Annotated in this window: 12 protein-coding genes and 1 tRNA gene; 5 read left to right on the top strand and 8 right to left on the bottom strand. The window is 64.6% G+C overall.

All coding sequences use genetic code 11. The features are described 5' to 3' along the window. From B552_RS0125635 to B552_RS0125620, 4 genes are all read left to right on the top strand, one after another. A complete protein-coding gene (locus B552_RS0125635; protein ID WP_019451921.1) occupies window positions 1–834 on the top strand; it encodes a DUF4390 domain-containing protein in 834 nt (277 codons plus the stop codon). Next, the gene (locus tag B552_RS0125630) at window positions 831–3,311 is read left to right on the top strand and encodes a PAS domain-containing sensor histidine kinase (protein WP_019451920.1); all 2,481 of its coding nucleotides are present in this window, start codon (window positions 831–833) and stop codon (window positions 3,309–3,311) included. Before B552_RS0125635 ends, B552_RS0125630 begins: the two co-directional genes overlap by 4 nt. A 57-nt stretch (window positions 3,312–3,368) precedes the next feature. Further along, complete coding sequence (locus B552_RS0125625) at window positions 3,369–4,088, top strand: response regulator (RefSeq protein WP_019451919.1); 720 nt, start codon at window positions 3,369–3,371, stop codon at window positions 4,086–4,088. Between the two features lie 56 nt (window positions 4,089–4,144). After that, window positions 4,145–4,220: transfer RNA gene (locus B552_RS0125620), tRNA-Phe, on the top strand. Window positions 4,221–4,337: 117 nt separating this feature from the next. Here B552_RS0125620 and B552_RS0125615 read toward each other — a convergent pair. Genes B552_RS0125615 through B552_RS0125605 form a run of 3 tightly spaced genes read right to left on the bottom strand, consistent with a single transcriptional unit; the run spans window position 4,338 to window position 7,398 of the window. Next, a complete protein-coding gene (locus B552_RS0125615; protein ID WP_019451918.1) occupies window positions 4,338–5,726 on the bottom strand; it encodes a sodium:solute symporter in 1,389 nt (462 codons plus the stop codon). Between the two features lie 18 nt (window positions 5,727–5,744). Beyond that, a complete protein-coding gene (locus B552_RS0125610; protein ID WP_019451917.1) occupies window positions 5,745–5,954 on the bottom strand; it encodes a DUF3311 domain-containing protein in 210 nt (69 codons plus the stop codon). Between the two features lie 13 nt (window positions 5,955–5,967). Beyond that, a complete protein-coding gene (locus B552_RS0125605) occupies window positions 5,968–7,398 on the bottom strand; it encodes an amidase family protein (RefSeq protein WP_019451916.1) in 1,431 nt (476 codons plus the stop codon). A 175-nt stretch (window positions 7,399–7,573) separates the two neighbouring features. On the opposite strand from B552_RS0125605, the gene B552_RS0125600 reads away from it, so the two are divergent. Beyond that, window positions 7,574–8,482, top strand: coding sequence for a LysR substrate-binding domain-containing protein (locus tag B552_RS0125600; RefSeq protein WP_019451915.1), 909 nt, complete (start codon window positions 7,574–7,576; stop codon window positions 8,480–8,482). A gap of 33 nt (window positions 8,483–8,515) precedes the next feature. On the opposite strand, the gene B552_RS0125595 is transcribed toward B552_RS0125600, so the two are convergent. The 5 genes from B552_RS0125595 to B552_RS0125575 all read right to left on the bottom strand — a co-directional run bounded on the left by B552_RS0125595 (window position 8,516) and on the right by B552_RS0125575 (window position 13,630). After that, window positions 8,516–9,997 (bottom strand): FAD-dependent oxidoreductase, encoded by a 1,482-nt coding sequence (locus tag B552_RS0125595; protein WP_019451914.1) that lies wholly within the window; start codon window positions 9,995–9,997, stop codon window positions 8,516–8,518. Window positions 9,998–10,073: 76 nt separating this feature from the next. Further along, the gene (locus tag B552_RS0125590) at window positions 10,074–10,976 is read right to left on the bottom strand and encodes a patatin-like phospholipase family protein (RefSeq protein ID WP_019451913.1); all 903 of its coding nucleotides are present in this window, start codon (window positions 10,974–10,976) and stop codon (window positions 10,074–10,076) included. Between the two features lie 8 nt (window positions 10,977–10,984). Then, window positions 10,985–11,401, bottom strand: coding sequence for a PaaI family thioesterase (locus B552_RS0125585; RefSeq protein ID WP_035880339.1), 417 nt, complete (start codon window positions 11,399–11,401; stop codon window positions 10,985–10,987). Window positions 11,402–11,613: 212 nt separating this feature from the next. Then, window positions 11,614–13,128 carry a tripartite tricarboxylate transporter permease gene (locus B552_RS0125580; protein WP_019451911.1) on the bottom strand — a complete coding sequence of 505 codons (1,515 nt, stop codon included), beginning with the start codon at window positions 13,126–13,128 and terminating at the stop codon, window positions 11,614–11,616. Window positions 13,129–13,156: 28 nt separating this feature from the next. Continuing rightward, entirely contained in the window at window positions 13,157–13,630 is a 474-nt protein-coding gene (locus B552_RS0125575; protein WP_019451910.1) for a tripartite tricarboxylate transporter TctB family protein, read from the bottom strand. Window positions 13,631–13,844 lie beyond the last annotated feature (214 nt).

Raw genomic sequence — 13,844 nt, 5'->3', positions numbered from 1 at the left:
ATGCTGAGCACGCCGCGCTTGTTCGACCTACGTATTCCCGGTCACGCGGTGTGCGGATGCCCGGTGGGTCCGCTGGCCAGCGGACTGCGCGCATGGTGTGCGGCTGCGTTGCTGCTGCTGATGTTGCTGGTGCATGCCCCGCAGGCATCGGCCCAGTTGATCGAGACCACCGAAGCGCGCATCGAATACCAGGATGGCGGCTTCGACCTGGCCGCTTCGTTCGATTTCGAATTGCCTGCGGCGCTCGAAGACGCCCTGCACAAGGGCATCTCGCTCTATTTCGTCGTCGACTTCCAGCTCACGCGTTCGCGCTGGTACTGGTTCGATGAAAAGCCGGTCAATACGTCGCGCATGGTGCGCATTTCCTATCAGCCGCTGACGCGACAGTACCGCGTGTCGACCGGCGGCCTGCAACTGCCGTTCAACCGCCTCAAGAGCGCGCTGCAGTTCATTCAGCAGGTACGTGGATGGCGCGTATTCGAGCGCAACCAGGTCAAGCCCGGCGAGACCTACCACGCCGAAACACGCATGCGCCTGGATCTTTCCCAGTTGCCGAAGCCGTTCCAGATCAACGCGGTCAATACGCGTGAATGGAACCTGTCGTCGGAGTGGCGGCGCTTCAACTACACGGTGCCGACCAATCTCGACGCGCCGCAGCCGCCACCGGCGCCGGTGGCACCGCCGCCCGTCGCGCCGCCCGCACCGCCGGCCATGCCTGGCTCAACGCCATCGGCCGCTTCGTCATCGGCCGCCGACGCACGCGCACCGTTCTCGCAGACGGTCTCCAACGTGCTTTCGCCGAACCAACTGGTCCAACCGGTCAGCCAGCCATGAACGGCAATCCGTGGGACAGCAGATTCCGGCGCATGCTCTATCGCGTCGTGGTCGGCATCATCGTTTTTCTGGCGATCGTGCTGGTGGGATTGCTGGCTGGCGCCTCGGCCAATACCGAGTTCTTCGACCGCTATTTCACTCTGCTTTTCAAGGTCAACCTGGTTGTTGGCGTCCTGCTGGTGCTGACGGTGGGTGCGCTGGCGCTGACGCTGGGCGTCCGCTATCGGCGCGGCAAGTTCGGCACGCGCCTGATGACCAAGCTGGCCGTGTTCTTCGGCGTGGTAGGCGTGCTGCCCGGCGTGCTGATCTATCTGGTGTCGCTGCAGTTCGTATCGCGCAGCATTGAGTCGTGGTTCGACGTGCGCGTGGAAACCGCGCTCGAGGCCGGCCTCAATCTTGGCCGCTCCACCATCGACAGCCAGCTGGCGGACCTGCAGGGCAAGGCACGCCTGATGGCCGATCAGTTGACCGGGGCGAGCGGCATGGCGACATCGCTGCAACTGAACCGCCTGCGCGAACAGTACGGCGTCCAGGAAGCGGCCATCTTCACCGGCAGCGGCCGCGTTCTGGCAACCGCATCGAGCAGCTATGCGTCGCTGGTGCCTGACCTGCCTTCCGGCGTGCTGGCCGAACAGGCGCGCATGGCCGGCGGATACGCGGCCGTGGAAGGCGGCACCGATCCATCGACGAGCGACAAGCCGCCCGTCAATGTCGACAGCAACCATCTCTACCGCATTCGCGTGATCATCCCGCTGGGACCGGGGCCAAGCACGGCGAACGCCGACGATCAGGCACAAGCTGCCGCGAGCGCGGCAGTGGCGGCGGCGGCTCGCACGCAACGTTCGCCACGATTCGGCATCGGCACGTCCGACAGCCGCTGGGCCGGCTCCGGCCTTTCCGTCGAACGCCGCCCCGAGGACGCGCCGGCGGCAGGCTTCGGGCTGGTGGGCGACACCGTGCGCGAAGAGCGCTATCTGCAGGTCCTGCACCCCGTACCCGGCGTGCTGGCACGCAATGCCGACGAAGTCCAGCGCGCGTACCAGGAGTACCAGGAAAAAGCGCTGGGCCGCACGGGCCTGCGCAAGATGTATATCGGCACGCTGACGCTGACGCTGTTCCTGGCGGTGTTCATCGCCGTGATGCTGGCGCTGTTGCTCGGCGGGCAGCTTGCACGCCCGCTGCTGATGCTGCTGCAGGGGACGAAGGAGGTGGCGGAAGGCGACCTCTCGCCCAAACGCGAACTCAAGAGCCGTGACGAACTGGGCATGCTGACGCAGCAGTTCAACCAGATGACCCGGCAGCTTGCCGAAGCGCGTATCGCCGTGGAAGAGAACCGTAGCGCGCTGGAGCAATCGAAGGCGTACCTGGAAAGCGTGCTGCAGAACCTGACCGCTGGCGTTCTGGTATTCGACCGCAGCTTTGTGCTGATCACGGCAAACCCCGGTGCCGAGCGCATCTTCCGCCAGCCGCTCAGCGGCGTGCTGGGCCACCCGGTTGAGCAGATTCCGGGCATGGGCGGGTTCGCCGAGATCGTGCGACAGGCATTTTCCGAGCAGACCACCAGCGAGGTCCTGGGCGGCGCGCAGCATTGGCAGAAGCAGATCGAACTGCCCCAGGGCGATGAGGAGCAGCCGCTCACGCTGCTGGTGCGTGGCGCCCATCTGCCGGGCGGCAGCCACGACGAGCCCGGCTACGTGGTGGTGTTCGACGATATTTCCGACGTGATCTCGGCCCAGCGTTCGGTGGCGTGGGGCGAAGTGGCGCGCCGCCTTGCCCATGAGATCAAGAATCCGCTGACGCCGATCCAGCTATCGGCGGAGCGCCTGCAAATGAAGCTGTCGCCAAAACTGGAGACCACGGACGCCGAAGTGCTAAAGCGCGGCGCCGCGACGATCGTAAACCAGGTGGCGGCCATGAAACGCATGGTGGACGACTTCCGCGATTACGCACGTACGCCGCCGGCGGTGGTGCAGTCGCTGCCGCTGAACAGCCTTGTGTCGGAAGTCTTGCACCTGTACGGCATCGACGATCCCGCCGTGCACGAGCATCCGGTGATTCATCCGACGCTAAGCCCGGAAATGCCTGAAATCAAGGGCGATCCGACGCAGCTCCGGCAAGTGATTCACAACCTGTTGCAAAATGCGCAGGATGCGGTGGCAGAGAACGTGGCGGCGGGTAGGGCGGCGCCCCATATCACTCTGCACACCGAGACTGTAGAATACAAAGATTCTGCCGGCGAAGACCGGCAAGCCGTCAAGCTGTCCATAACGGACAATGGTCCCGGATTCGCACCACGGATTCTCAGCCGCGCGTTCGAACCGTATGTGACCACGAAAGCCAAGGGAACGGGTCTCGGGCTGGCGATGGTGAAAAAGATCATTGACGAACATGGCGCGCGCATCGAACTGCGCAATCGCATGAACGGCACAGAGATCGTTGGCGCCCAGATCTCGATTCTGTTCGTTAAGCTGGCATAGTCAATCTTGCGCACCGGCAGCGTCCGGTGACGCTGCGGTGGGGTTAAGAGGGGAAGTATGGCAACCATCCTCGTAGTCGATGACGAAATGGGTATCCGGGAACTGCTCTCGGAGATCCTGAGTGACGAAGGCCATGTGGTCGAGCTGGCGGAAAACGCCCAGCAGGCACGCGAGTTTCGCGCGGGCGCTACGCCCGACCTGGTGCTGCTCGATATCTGGATGCCGGATACCGATGGCGTGACACTGCTCAAGGAGTGGTCGGCACAGGGCTACCTGACGATGCCGGTCATCATGATGTCCGGCCATGCGACGATCGATACGGCCGTCGAGGCCACCAAGATCGGCGCACTGAACTTCCTTGAGAAGCCAATCGCGCTGCAGAAGCTGCTGTCCGCCGTCGAGGCCGGGCTGGCCCGCGGCATCGACCGCCCGCGCACGGCGCCTGCCACGGCGGCAACGCCTGCGGCAACAGCCGGGGCCGGCGAAGCTGTGGCCGCTGCCACGGCGCCCGCCGAAGCACCTGCGGATGCCACGGCCAACGGAACGGCCACCCGTGGCATGCCCGAAGGCGAAATGCAGTTCTCGTTCGACATGCCGCTGCGTGAAGCACGTGACTTGTTCGAGCGTGCCTATTTCGAGTACCACCTCGTGCGCGAACACGGCAGCATGACGCGTGTGGCGGAGAAGACCGGTCTCGAACGCACCCACCTGTACCGGAAACTCAAGCAACTGGGCGTGGAACTGAGCCGTAACAAGCCCGAGCCCACCGAACAGTAACGGCTCGACAAAACGCTTGACGAACCAGATTTGCCCCGTTATAGTTTCGCTTCTTTGGCCCGGTAGCTCAGTCGGTAGAGCAGAGGATTGAAAATCCTTGTGTCGGCGGTTCGATTCCGTCCCAGGCCACCAGATTCAGCAAAAACGGACGCTTCGGCGTCCGTTTTTGCTTTCTACTCTTTGCATTTCTGCGTTCTGCATTTCGGCGATTGAGGTCGGGGCACGCCCGACCTCCTCCACGGCCCCGATCTACTGGGCCGTCGCCTGAAGCCCCCTCGGTGTGCGCAGCAGGTTCAATGCAACCATCACGATGATGTTGGCCGCCAGACAGGGCAATCCCAGATTGATGCCGCCAAGGTCCACCTTCTCCAGGTAGAGGGCAATCGCCATAAGCTGACCCGTCAGGATACCCAGCACCACCGCGCCCGGTCTGACGCGCAGCGAGAACAGGATGACGATCATGCCGGGCAGGAACTGGGTCACACCGTAGTACGTGGTGTTGATCAGCGTCAGCATCAGGTTGGGAGCCATCATCGTCATCAGGATCGACACGATCAGGTACACGATGATCACGACCTTGGCGCCCGCCTTCTGCCTGGACTCCGGCAGGTGCGGCAACAGGTTGCGCGTGGCGATGGGGCCAATCGCCAGACACATGCCGGTCAGGACCAGCAGGCCGGACAGCGCGGCGGCGGCCGCCACCAGTCCCAGCAGCCACGATGGCAGCAGGTGGATGGCCGCGACGAAGAAGGCTTCGTTCGCCGATGCGAGCGCGTCGCTGCGTGTCAGCGCGTAGTACGACGCCAGCACCAGGAACGGATACATCAGCATGTACAGCGGCATGGCCACCTGCGTGCGACGGATCGTGTCGGCACTCTTCGCCGTGTAGATGAACTGCACGGAGATCGGCATCATGTAGAAGCCGAGCGACTGAAACAGGATCGTGCTCATCGAGAAGCGTAGCTGCTCGTCGTTCATCCGATTGCTGACGTGCTCGCTTGCCACGTGGAAGACCTTTTCCACACCCACTTCTCCGGCAACCGCGAGCCCCGTGACCACGATCGCCACCACCATCAGTACGTCCTTGAGCACGGCAACGTAGGCCGACGAACGCACGCCCGAGATCGCGATATAGGTGAAGGCCAGCGCCGCCGCGATCAGGACCAGATAGAGCGGCTGAAAGCTCCATCCCAGCCCCCTGAATGCGGCGATCAGGCCCGTGAACTGAAGCTGTGCCATCGGCAGCAGGAACAGGATCGACGACAGCGCGACAACCAGTTCCACCGCACGGCTATCGAAGTGGCCCTTGAACAGGTCGGCCAGCGTGATCGCGTTGAACCGCTTGCCCGCCTCCCATATCTTCGGGGCCAGGAAATAGCCGAGTGGATACGCCAGCAGGATATAGCCGAGGAACCAGATGCCGTAGGTCGGCCCCTTCGCATAGATGCCGCCAGCGAAGCCCACCATCGTGGCGACGCTGTAGATCTCGCCCGCAGCCAGGAAGAACACCAGGAACGCGCCGAACTGCCGTGACGCCACGAAGAAGTCATGGGTGCTTTGCGTACCCACCCCCTTGCGCGAGCGCAGGGCCAGAAACAGCGACAGGACGATAAAACCGAGGAAAACCGCTGTGGACATGTGAGTGGCTCCCTGAGGTCAGGCGTCCTGCCGACGCGCGTCGGCGGCAGGACGGTCAAAGCATCGCCAGCAGATATAGAGGCATGCCGAGGTCAGAACAAACCACGCAAACATCCACGCGTAGATGAACGGCACGCCCAACACGAAGCTGTCCACCGAGGCGACCCAGGGCAGCAGCCCCAGCACGCCGAGGTAAGGAATGCCGACTCCGATCAGTAACTTGAGCATCAGCGGGCTCCTTTCAGCGCGATGCCGAGTTGGCCGACGAATGCGGATCGATCGGCGTCATCACGCCGCACCGCGCTTCGATGGCTTCGCCTGCCGACAGGCACAGCCCTTCCTGGAAGCGCCCGGCCACGAGCTGGACGCCCATCGGCACGCCATCCGCCATGCCGGTTGGCACGGACAGTCCCGGCAGGCCGAGAATCGCCGTTGCAAGCAGCGGACTCTGCGCGTCGAGAAGGTGGCGTGCGGCATCGCCGCCTTGCCGGTCTGCATCGATCAGGAACGGGCGCCGCCAGGACACTGGCATCAGCAACAGCGGATAGCGTTCGAAGAAGCGCTGCCATTCGCGCAGCAGCGTGGTGCGCATCGACAGCGCATTCATGTATCCGGCGAGGTCCAGCGTGCCGGTCAGTTGCCGCTGTGTGCCCATGGCCGCGCGCACGGCATCGTCACCGTAGCGCTCGATCGAATCGCCGAGGCCCGCAGCCAGTTCGTTCATCGTCAACGCTGCCCACAGGTCGGTGGCCTCCTGGAAGCGCGGCGGCGTGACCTCCTCGATAACGCAGCCGGCGTCTTCCAGCCAGCGGGCGGCCTGTTTGACGGCATCGACGACTGCATCGTCAGCGCCGAAGCCCGGGATGGCCGCGCAGACCGCGACGCGTGTCGGGAACGTCTTGCGAACGGCATCGGGCGGGAGCGCTGCCTGCCAGGGGTCCCGGCCATCCGGGGCGGCCATCGCCGTCAGACCCAGGCGCAGGTCGCCCACCGTGCGTGCCAGCGGGCCCTGTACCGACGACAACTGCGCGCCAAGCGTGCGGTCGCGCAACTGCGTCGGATTGAACGCCGGAACCAGGCCCTGCGTTGGACGCAGGCCAGCCACGCCGCACGCATAGGCGGGGTAGCGAATCGATCCACCCTGGTCGTTGCCGTGCGCAATGGCGCCGATACCTGCGGCCACGGCCGCTGACGCGCCGCCGCTGGACCCACCGGGCGTATGGCTCGCATTCCACGGATTGAGCGTGCGGCCGTGCAGATCGTTGTCGGTGAACCAGCGCAGCGAGAATGCCGGAGTGTTGGTACGGCCGATGATGACGGCACCCGCGCGGCGCAGGTTGGCAACCACGGGGCTGTCTTCGCTGGCCACCGTGTCCCGAAAGGACACGACGCCATTGGTGGTGGCGCGGCCCGCCATGTCGACGTTGACCTTCACCGTGACAGGTACGCCGTGCAGCGGCCCCACTGGCTCGCCGCGGGCAAGTGCCGCATCGGCTTCGGCCGCTGCCTGCATTGCCTCGTCCGCCAGTACGTCGACCACGGCATTGATGGCCGGATTCACTGCCTCAAGCCGGGCCAGGCAACTGGCCACAACCTCCCTGGACGATACCTCCCGCTTTGCGATCTGGCGGCTCGTGTCGACGGCGCTCCAGCGCCACAGTTCGTTGCTCATGCGTTTGTCTCCTGTTTTGTTCTGTATTGCCCCTGCGGGGCTGACGGCACTTCGCAGAAAGACTAATCCGCTATGATGCATACCAAAAGACAATACTTTTCCAATGGTGACCACTGATGGTTGTCACCTGCGAAGCGCGCATGGCAGCCGCAGACAGCCGCCTTGGAGACAACGCATGCGGGATCATCAACTGAAGGCATGGCTTCGCCTGGTCGAAGCCGGCAGCATCCGCGGCGCCGCGCGGAGCCTGCACCTGAGCCAGGCCGCAATCACGAAGGCGATCCGCGAACTCGAAGAGGATCTCGACGCGCCACTGATCGTCAGGAGTTCGCGTGGCATCACGCTCACGGAATGCGGCCGGCAGTTGACCGTCCGCGCGCGTCAGGCGCAGAACCAGCTCGCACTTGCGCGCCAGGACATCCGTCACTTGATGGGAGGCGAGCAGGCACGCGTGTCGGTGGCGGTGACGCCAATGGTGTTCCTCAGCGTGCTTCCGGACGTGCTGCAGGATTTTCGGCGCAGCATGCCGCTGGCCGATCTGACGCTTGAGGAAGGATTGATGCCGGCGGTGCTACCCGCGCTGCGAGCCGGTTCTGTCGACTTCGCGATCGCGGCGTTGATTCAGGAGACGCTGGGCAGCGACTTCGATTTCGAGCCGCTGAAAACGCTCGACGTGATGGTCGCGGGCCGCCGGGGACACCCGCTGGCCAATGCCACGCGTTGGGAAGAATTGCTCGATTGCGACTGGCTGATGCAGCTTTCACCAGGCAGCCAGCACACGTTCCTGCTCGAACAGTTGCACGGGCTCCGGCTGCCGCTTCCCCGGCGCATCATCAAGACCAACACGTTCGGCGTCACCTCGAGCCTTCTGGCGACCACCGATGCGTTGTCGACGATCCCGAGCGGCATCCTGAAAATCGAGCCGCATTCCGATTTGCTGACCCGAATCCCCGTGGAGTTGCCGCTCCGGCCACTGACACTAGGCATCGTCACGCTACGCGACAACCCGCTGTCACTCGCAGCCACGCAGCTGGCCAACCTGTTTCGAGAAGCGCTGCTACGCGCGAACGCGGCATTGGGCTAGGGAGCGCGCCTTGCCCAATGCCCTCCGAGCGCCTTAGCCAAACAGTTCCTCTGCCACGGTTGGATGTAGCGCCATTGTCGTTTTCAGATGCGCGTCCTTCACCCCCAGCCTCAGCGCAACGGCGAACGTCTGGATGATCTCGGGCGCAGCGTTGTCCATCAGGTGCGCGCCAAGCACCCGGCCGCTGCGCGCGTTGAATACCAGCTTGAATACCGACGCCTGGGCCACGCCGCCGAAGCGATTCTCCAGCGACACGAAGCGCTTGATCTCGGTACGCACGCGCTCCGCCTTGCCGCCAGCCGCTTCAATCGCCTGTGCCTCGGTCAAACCCACCGCGCCGATCGCGGGCTCGCTGAACACCGCCGAGGGAACGAAGTCGAAGTCGGCGATATCGCCACGCTTGCCGAACAACCGATCGGCAAGCCAGCGGCCCTGCGCAATCGCCACCGGTGTCAGGTGCAGGTTCTGCGCCATGCAGTCGCCAATCGCGTAGATCGGCCGCACGGAACTGCGGAACTGCCGGTCGACCTGAATACCGCCTTTTTCGCCGAGCTTCACGCCAAGCGTATCGAGTCCGAGCCCGTCGAGATTCGGCCGTCGCCCGATCGCCGCCAGCACGGCCTGGGCACGCACGGTCTGGGTGCGGCTGGTGTCGCCGGCCTGCAAGTAGCAGACTTCGGTAGCGCCGTTGGACCGCGCCAGCATCGTTACCTCGGTCCCGAAATGAATTCGTACACCCTTTGCCGTCAGCGCATCCGCCAGCGCGGCGGCGATATCGTGGTCGAACTTCGGCAGCAGGCGATCCTCGCGCACGAGCAGGTCCACTTTCACGCCGTAACGGGACAGGATCGATGCCATCTCCACGGCGATATAGCCGCCGCCGATCACCACGATCGATCCGGGCACGGTCTGCCAGGTGAACACGTCATCCGAACTGCTCGCAAGCTCGCCACCGGGAACGGGGAGAGCGACCGGATGCGCGCCTGTCGCGATCAGCGTCTTGCGCGTACGAATGATCTCGTTGCCGACAACCACCTCGTCCGGTGCGGCAAGACGCGCCTCGCCGTGCAGGATCTCCACGCCAGCTTCGTTGAGCCGCTGCTTGTACGATGCGTTGAGTCGCGCCACTTCGGCATTCACGCGCACGCTGGCATCGCGCCAGTCTTCCTTGCCACCGGTATGCGACAGGCATGTCGAGAGGATCGACGCCCAGCCCGCGCCGTATGACAGCATCTTCTTCGGCACGCAGCCACGATTCACGCAGGTGCCGCCGATGGCATCACGCTCCACCAGCAGCACGCGCGCACCATGCGATGCCGCGCGCCGTGCCGCGGCCACGCCGCCGGAGCCTGCGCCGATGACGACAAAATCCGCTTCGCGGGAATTGGGCCGCGTAGCGCGTTTGCGGCGCGGCACGCGTTCGACAACCGGTTCCGCGCTGACCTCGCTGGCGCGGCGGCGGACTTTTGCCGATGTGTTCGTGGTGGTGCCGGTTGATGCCTGACGCTTAGTCATTCATGCCTCCTTGCCTGGCGGCGCGTGGCCGCATTGCACACACGTTTCGTACCGGCGCCAGTCTGGCGCATGCTGCTTATGACGCCGGCAACAGTTCCTGCCTGATCTCGGGCCACTCGCGCAGGAATGTCTCCGCATCGCGCCGGCCCAGATCGTACGCATGCGTCATCGCTTCGGGTTTCGTGTAGTCCCAGCTCGAGATCGGCACGCGCCGCGAAGGCTGCAGATACAGACGGCGCTGGCCGCCCACTTCCAGCACGAAGCGGCGCGGGCGCGGATAAAGCCGCGTGACCAGCACCAGCACATTGCCGCGCGAGTCATCGAGTGCATCAACGGGTACATTGTCGACCAGCCCGCCGTCGAGCACGGCGCGGCCCTGCCGGCGCAGCACCGGCGTGAACGGCGGCGTCGAAGCCGATTGCAGCAGCAGGTCGGCCAGGTCCTCGGGCGAACGACAATCCTGCGCACGCACGAACTCGGGATGGAAACCCAGCTTGCGACCCAGCCTTGGATGCAGCGTCTTGAGCAGGTGCTTGTCGATGTTGTACGCAAGCAGTCCTGCCGCAACGGCCAGGCGCGGACCGGTCCAGCTCGGGATATGGGCCACGCCGATGCGGATTTCAGGGGCCTTCTGCAAGCGGTCCAGGCGCCGGTCCGCGAAGATCGACAACAGCGCGTTGCGATAGATGCCGTAGTGTGGAAAGACTCGTTCACGCCGCAGCAGGTTGCCCCAATACGCATTGCGCGGATTGTTGGACAGCACCTCGCGATAGTAGGCCATGGTCTGTTGCGAATCGTGCGCATAGACCATGCACGCGGTGGCCGCGCCGGCCGAGATGCCGGCAATCACGCGCGGGCGCAGCTTCAGTTCGGGCGCCACCGTGTCCCACCATCCTGCCTGCCACCAGCAGCGATTGCCGCCGCCGGCAAATACGATCTGATCGAACGGCTGCTGGAGGAGGGTGGCGGGATTCGACATGCCGGCGTTCAAAGCAGTGCGTAGGTGGTGGTGGCCTGCACGGCAAGCTTGCCGTCCTGGCCGGTCAGTTCGATCTCGCCGAACACCACGGTCTTGCCCAGGCGCAGCACGTTGGCCCGTACGAGCACATCGCCGTCGATCACGGGACGCATGAAGTTGGTGGTGAGACTGACCGTGGTCATCGGGCGGAACTCGCCGAGCGCGCTGGCGATAGCGACGATCATCGCCGTATCGGCCGCGGACATCAGCACCTGGCCGCACACCACGCCGCCTGCATGGCGGAAGGTTTCACTGAAGGGCAGGCGCAGCGTCACGCCATCGGCGTCGACAGCCTCGGCGCGCAGGCCAAGTTGACGCACCCAGGGGGCCAGCACGCGTTCGAGCGTGGCGTCTATGTTGGCAAGCGTGAAAGTGGATTCGGGCACGGTCCGTGTCTCCTCGGCGCGCAAAGTGTCGTTTGCGCCAATGATACAGAATCGTGCTTCGCGGGGTGGGGTTGCTCCCCTCGCCCATGAAATGGGAGAGGGGTTGGGGGAGAGGGCGGTGAGGTTCTGCTTGCGGATATCGCGTCTTGATCCGCCGAGCCCTCTCCCCCGGCCCCTCTCCCGCAACGCGGGAGAGGGGAGCAAACACAGTCTTACGCCGCGTTGTCCGCCTCGAGGCGTGCGGTGGTGCGGCTCGCATGCCAGCGCAGCACGCGCGGAATCACCACCACGCCCACCGTCATCGCCAGGATCGTTGCGGAGATCGGCTGCTTGATGAACAGGCTCCAGTCGCCCTGGCCAATCGACAGCGCATTGCGGAGCTGCTTCTCGGCCATCGGCCCCAGGATCAGGCCGACGATGACCGGCGCGGTCGGGAAATCGAAGCGGCGCATTGCCATACCCAGCAGGCCGATCACGAACAGCAGCAGCAGGTCGAACCACGACTGGCGAATGCCATAGGCACCCAGGCCGGCGAAGATCAGGATGCCGCCGTACAGCAGCGGCGTGGGCACGCGCAGCATGCGTACCCACAGGCCGATTGCCGGCAGGTTCAGCACCAGCAGCATCACGTTGCCGATATACAGCGACGCGAGCAGGCCCCACACCAGGTCACCCGAGGTCTGGAACAGCATCGGGCCCGGCTGCAGGTTGTAGTTCTGGAACGCAGCCAGCAGGATCGCCGTGGTATTCGAAGTCGGGATACCGAGCGTCAGCAGCGGGGCCAGCGTGGCGGTCACCGCGGCGTTGTTGGCGGCTTCCGGACCCGCCACGCCTTCGATCGCGCCGACCCTGCCGAATTCGTCCTTGTGATTGGACAGTTTCTTTTCGGTGGCGTACGACAGGAACGTCGGAATCTCCGCGCCGCCAGCCGGAATCAGGCCGAACGGGAAGCCGATGACCGTGCCGCGCAGCCACGCCGGGACCGAGCGCTTCCAGTCCGACTTGTTCATATGGACCGAACTGAGCTTGTTGAACGTGCCATCCGGTTGCGGGAAGAATGCATTGAACAGCGCCTCGCCCACCGCGAACAGGCCCACAGCCACCACGACGATGTCCACACCGTCATACAGCTCCTGGACGTTCATCGAATAGCGTGTCTGTCCGGACAGCGAATCCATGCCGATCAGGCCGATGCCGAGACCCAGGAACAGGCTGGTCATGCCACGCAGTAGCGACGAACCGAGCACAGCCGACACGGTCGTGAAGGCCAGCAGCATGATCATGAAGTACTCGCCCGGGCCGAACTGCAGCGCAACGTCGGCAGCCACCGGCGCGAACATCGACAGCAGCACCGTGGCGATCGTGCCGGCCACGAACGAGCCGATTGCAGCCGTGGCCAGCGCGGGGCCCGCTCGGCCATTCTTGGCCATCAGGTTGCCTTCCATCGCGGTGACCATCGTCGACGATTCGCCCGGCGTGTTCATCAGGATCGAGGTCGTCGAGCCGCCGTACATCGCACCGTAGTAGATGCCGGCGAACATGATCAGTGCGGCGGTGGGTTCCACCTTGGCGGTCAGCGGCAGCAGCATCGCCACGGTCAGCGCCGGGCCGATGCCGGGCAGCACGCCGATGGCGGTGCCGAGGAAACAGCCCACCAGGGCCCACATCAGGTTGATTGGCGTGATGGCCACGGCAAAGCCGTGCATCAACTGGTTCAGCATATCCATGTATCGTTCCTCCCGTTGGGGTGCAGGCTCAGAAGCCGGCTACCGGCAGCAGCGGCAGGTTGATGCCGAGCAGAAATTCGAACAGCGCCCACATCGGCACCGTGAGAAGCAGGCCGATCAGTGCGTCACGCACGATGCGGCGGCTGCCATAGCCCCGCGCCACGCAAACCATCATCAGCGTCGACGAGAACACAAAGCCCAGCGTGCCGATCAGCGCCATGTTGGCCACCAGGCCCAGCGCCACCCACAGGAAGCCCTTGAAGTTGTGCGGGGCCGAAGGCAGTTCGGCGTCTTCTTCAGGCATGTTGCGGAAGCCGCCGCGCACACCTTGCCAGGTCAGCAGTGCGCCGCACACGGCCAGGCCGATGGCCACCAGCGTGGGGACGAAGCGCGGCGACAGGCCGGCGTAGCCTTCATCGCCGGAAATACCCGGCAATCCGGCGAAGAAAAAGACGGACAGCGCCAGAATGGCGACGCCAATGGAGACGTGGGATGGTTTCATATGGGGCTCTCGGATGGTCCTGCCACCCGCACGGTCACGGGGCCCGGTGACGATATAGTTTGATTTTCGGTGTAACGCAGGTGGCGGCACCGGGCCCCGTGCCGCTCTCCGCGCCGCCGGACATGACTACGGCGGCCGGGCGGGAACGACAGGGTGAAACGAACTTCCGCGACTACAGAAATCGTCGGGGACCGCAGCCTTCGCGCCAGGTCCC

It is taken from the genome of Cupriavidus sp. BIS7, from assembly GCF_000292345.1.
In the GTDB taxonomy this organism is placed as follows: Bacteria; Pseudomonadota; Gammaproteobacteria; order Burkholderiales; family Burkholderiaceae; genus Cupriavidus.
Note: the sequence above shows the minus strand (reverse complement) of the source record. Positions and strands in the feature narration are given on the sequence as shown.

Bases quoted from the DNA above. Each gene is read 5' to 3' on its own strand.
- B552_RS0125590 (WP_019451913.1), bottom strand. From the start codon at position 10,976: ATGTCGAATCCCGCCACCCTCCTCCAGCAGCCGTTCGATCAGATCGTA.
- B552_RS0125610 (WP_019451917.1), bottom strand. From the start codon at position 5,954: ATGCTCAAGTTACTGATCGGAGTCGGCATTCCTTACCTCGGCGTGCTG.
- B552_RS0125605 (WP_019451916.1), bottom strand. From the start codon at position 7,398: ATGAGCAACGAACTGTGGCGCTGGAGCGCCGTCGACACGAGCCGCCAG.
- B552_RS0125595 (WP_019451914.1), bottom strand. From the start codon at position 9,997: ATGACTAAGCGTCAGGCATCAACCGGCACCACCACGAACACATCGGCA.
- B552_RS0125615 (WP_019451918.1), bottom strand. From the start codon at position 5,726: ATGTCCACAGCGGTTTTCCTCGGTTTTATCGTCCTGTCGCTGTTTCTG.
- B552_RS0125600 (WP_019451915.1), top strand. From the start codon at position 7,574: ATGCGGGATCATCAACTGAAGGCATGGCTTCGCCTGGTCGAAGCCGGC.
- B552_RS0125625 (WP_019451919.1), top strand. From the start codon at position 3,369: ATGGCAACCATCCTCGTAGTCGATGACGAAATGGGTATCCGGGAACTG.
- B552_RS0125575 (WP_019451910.1), bottom strand. From the start codon at position 13,630: ATGAAACCATCCCACGTCTCCATTGGCGTCGCCATTCTGGCGCTGTCC.
- B552_RS0125635 (WP_019451921.1), top strand. From the start codon at position 1: ATGCTGAGCACGCCGCGCTTGTTCGACCTACGTATTCCCGGTCACGCG.
- B552_RS0125580 (WP_019451911.1), bottom strand. From the start codon at position 13,128: ATGGATATGCTGAACCAGTTGATGCACGGCTTTGCCGTGGCCATCACG.
- B552_RS0125630 (WP_019451920.1), top strand. From the start codon at position 831: ATGAACGGCAATCCGTGGGACAGCAGATTCCGGCGCATGCTCTATCGC.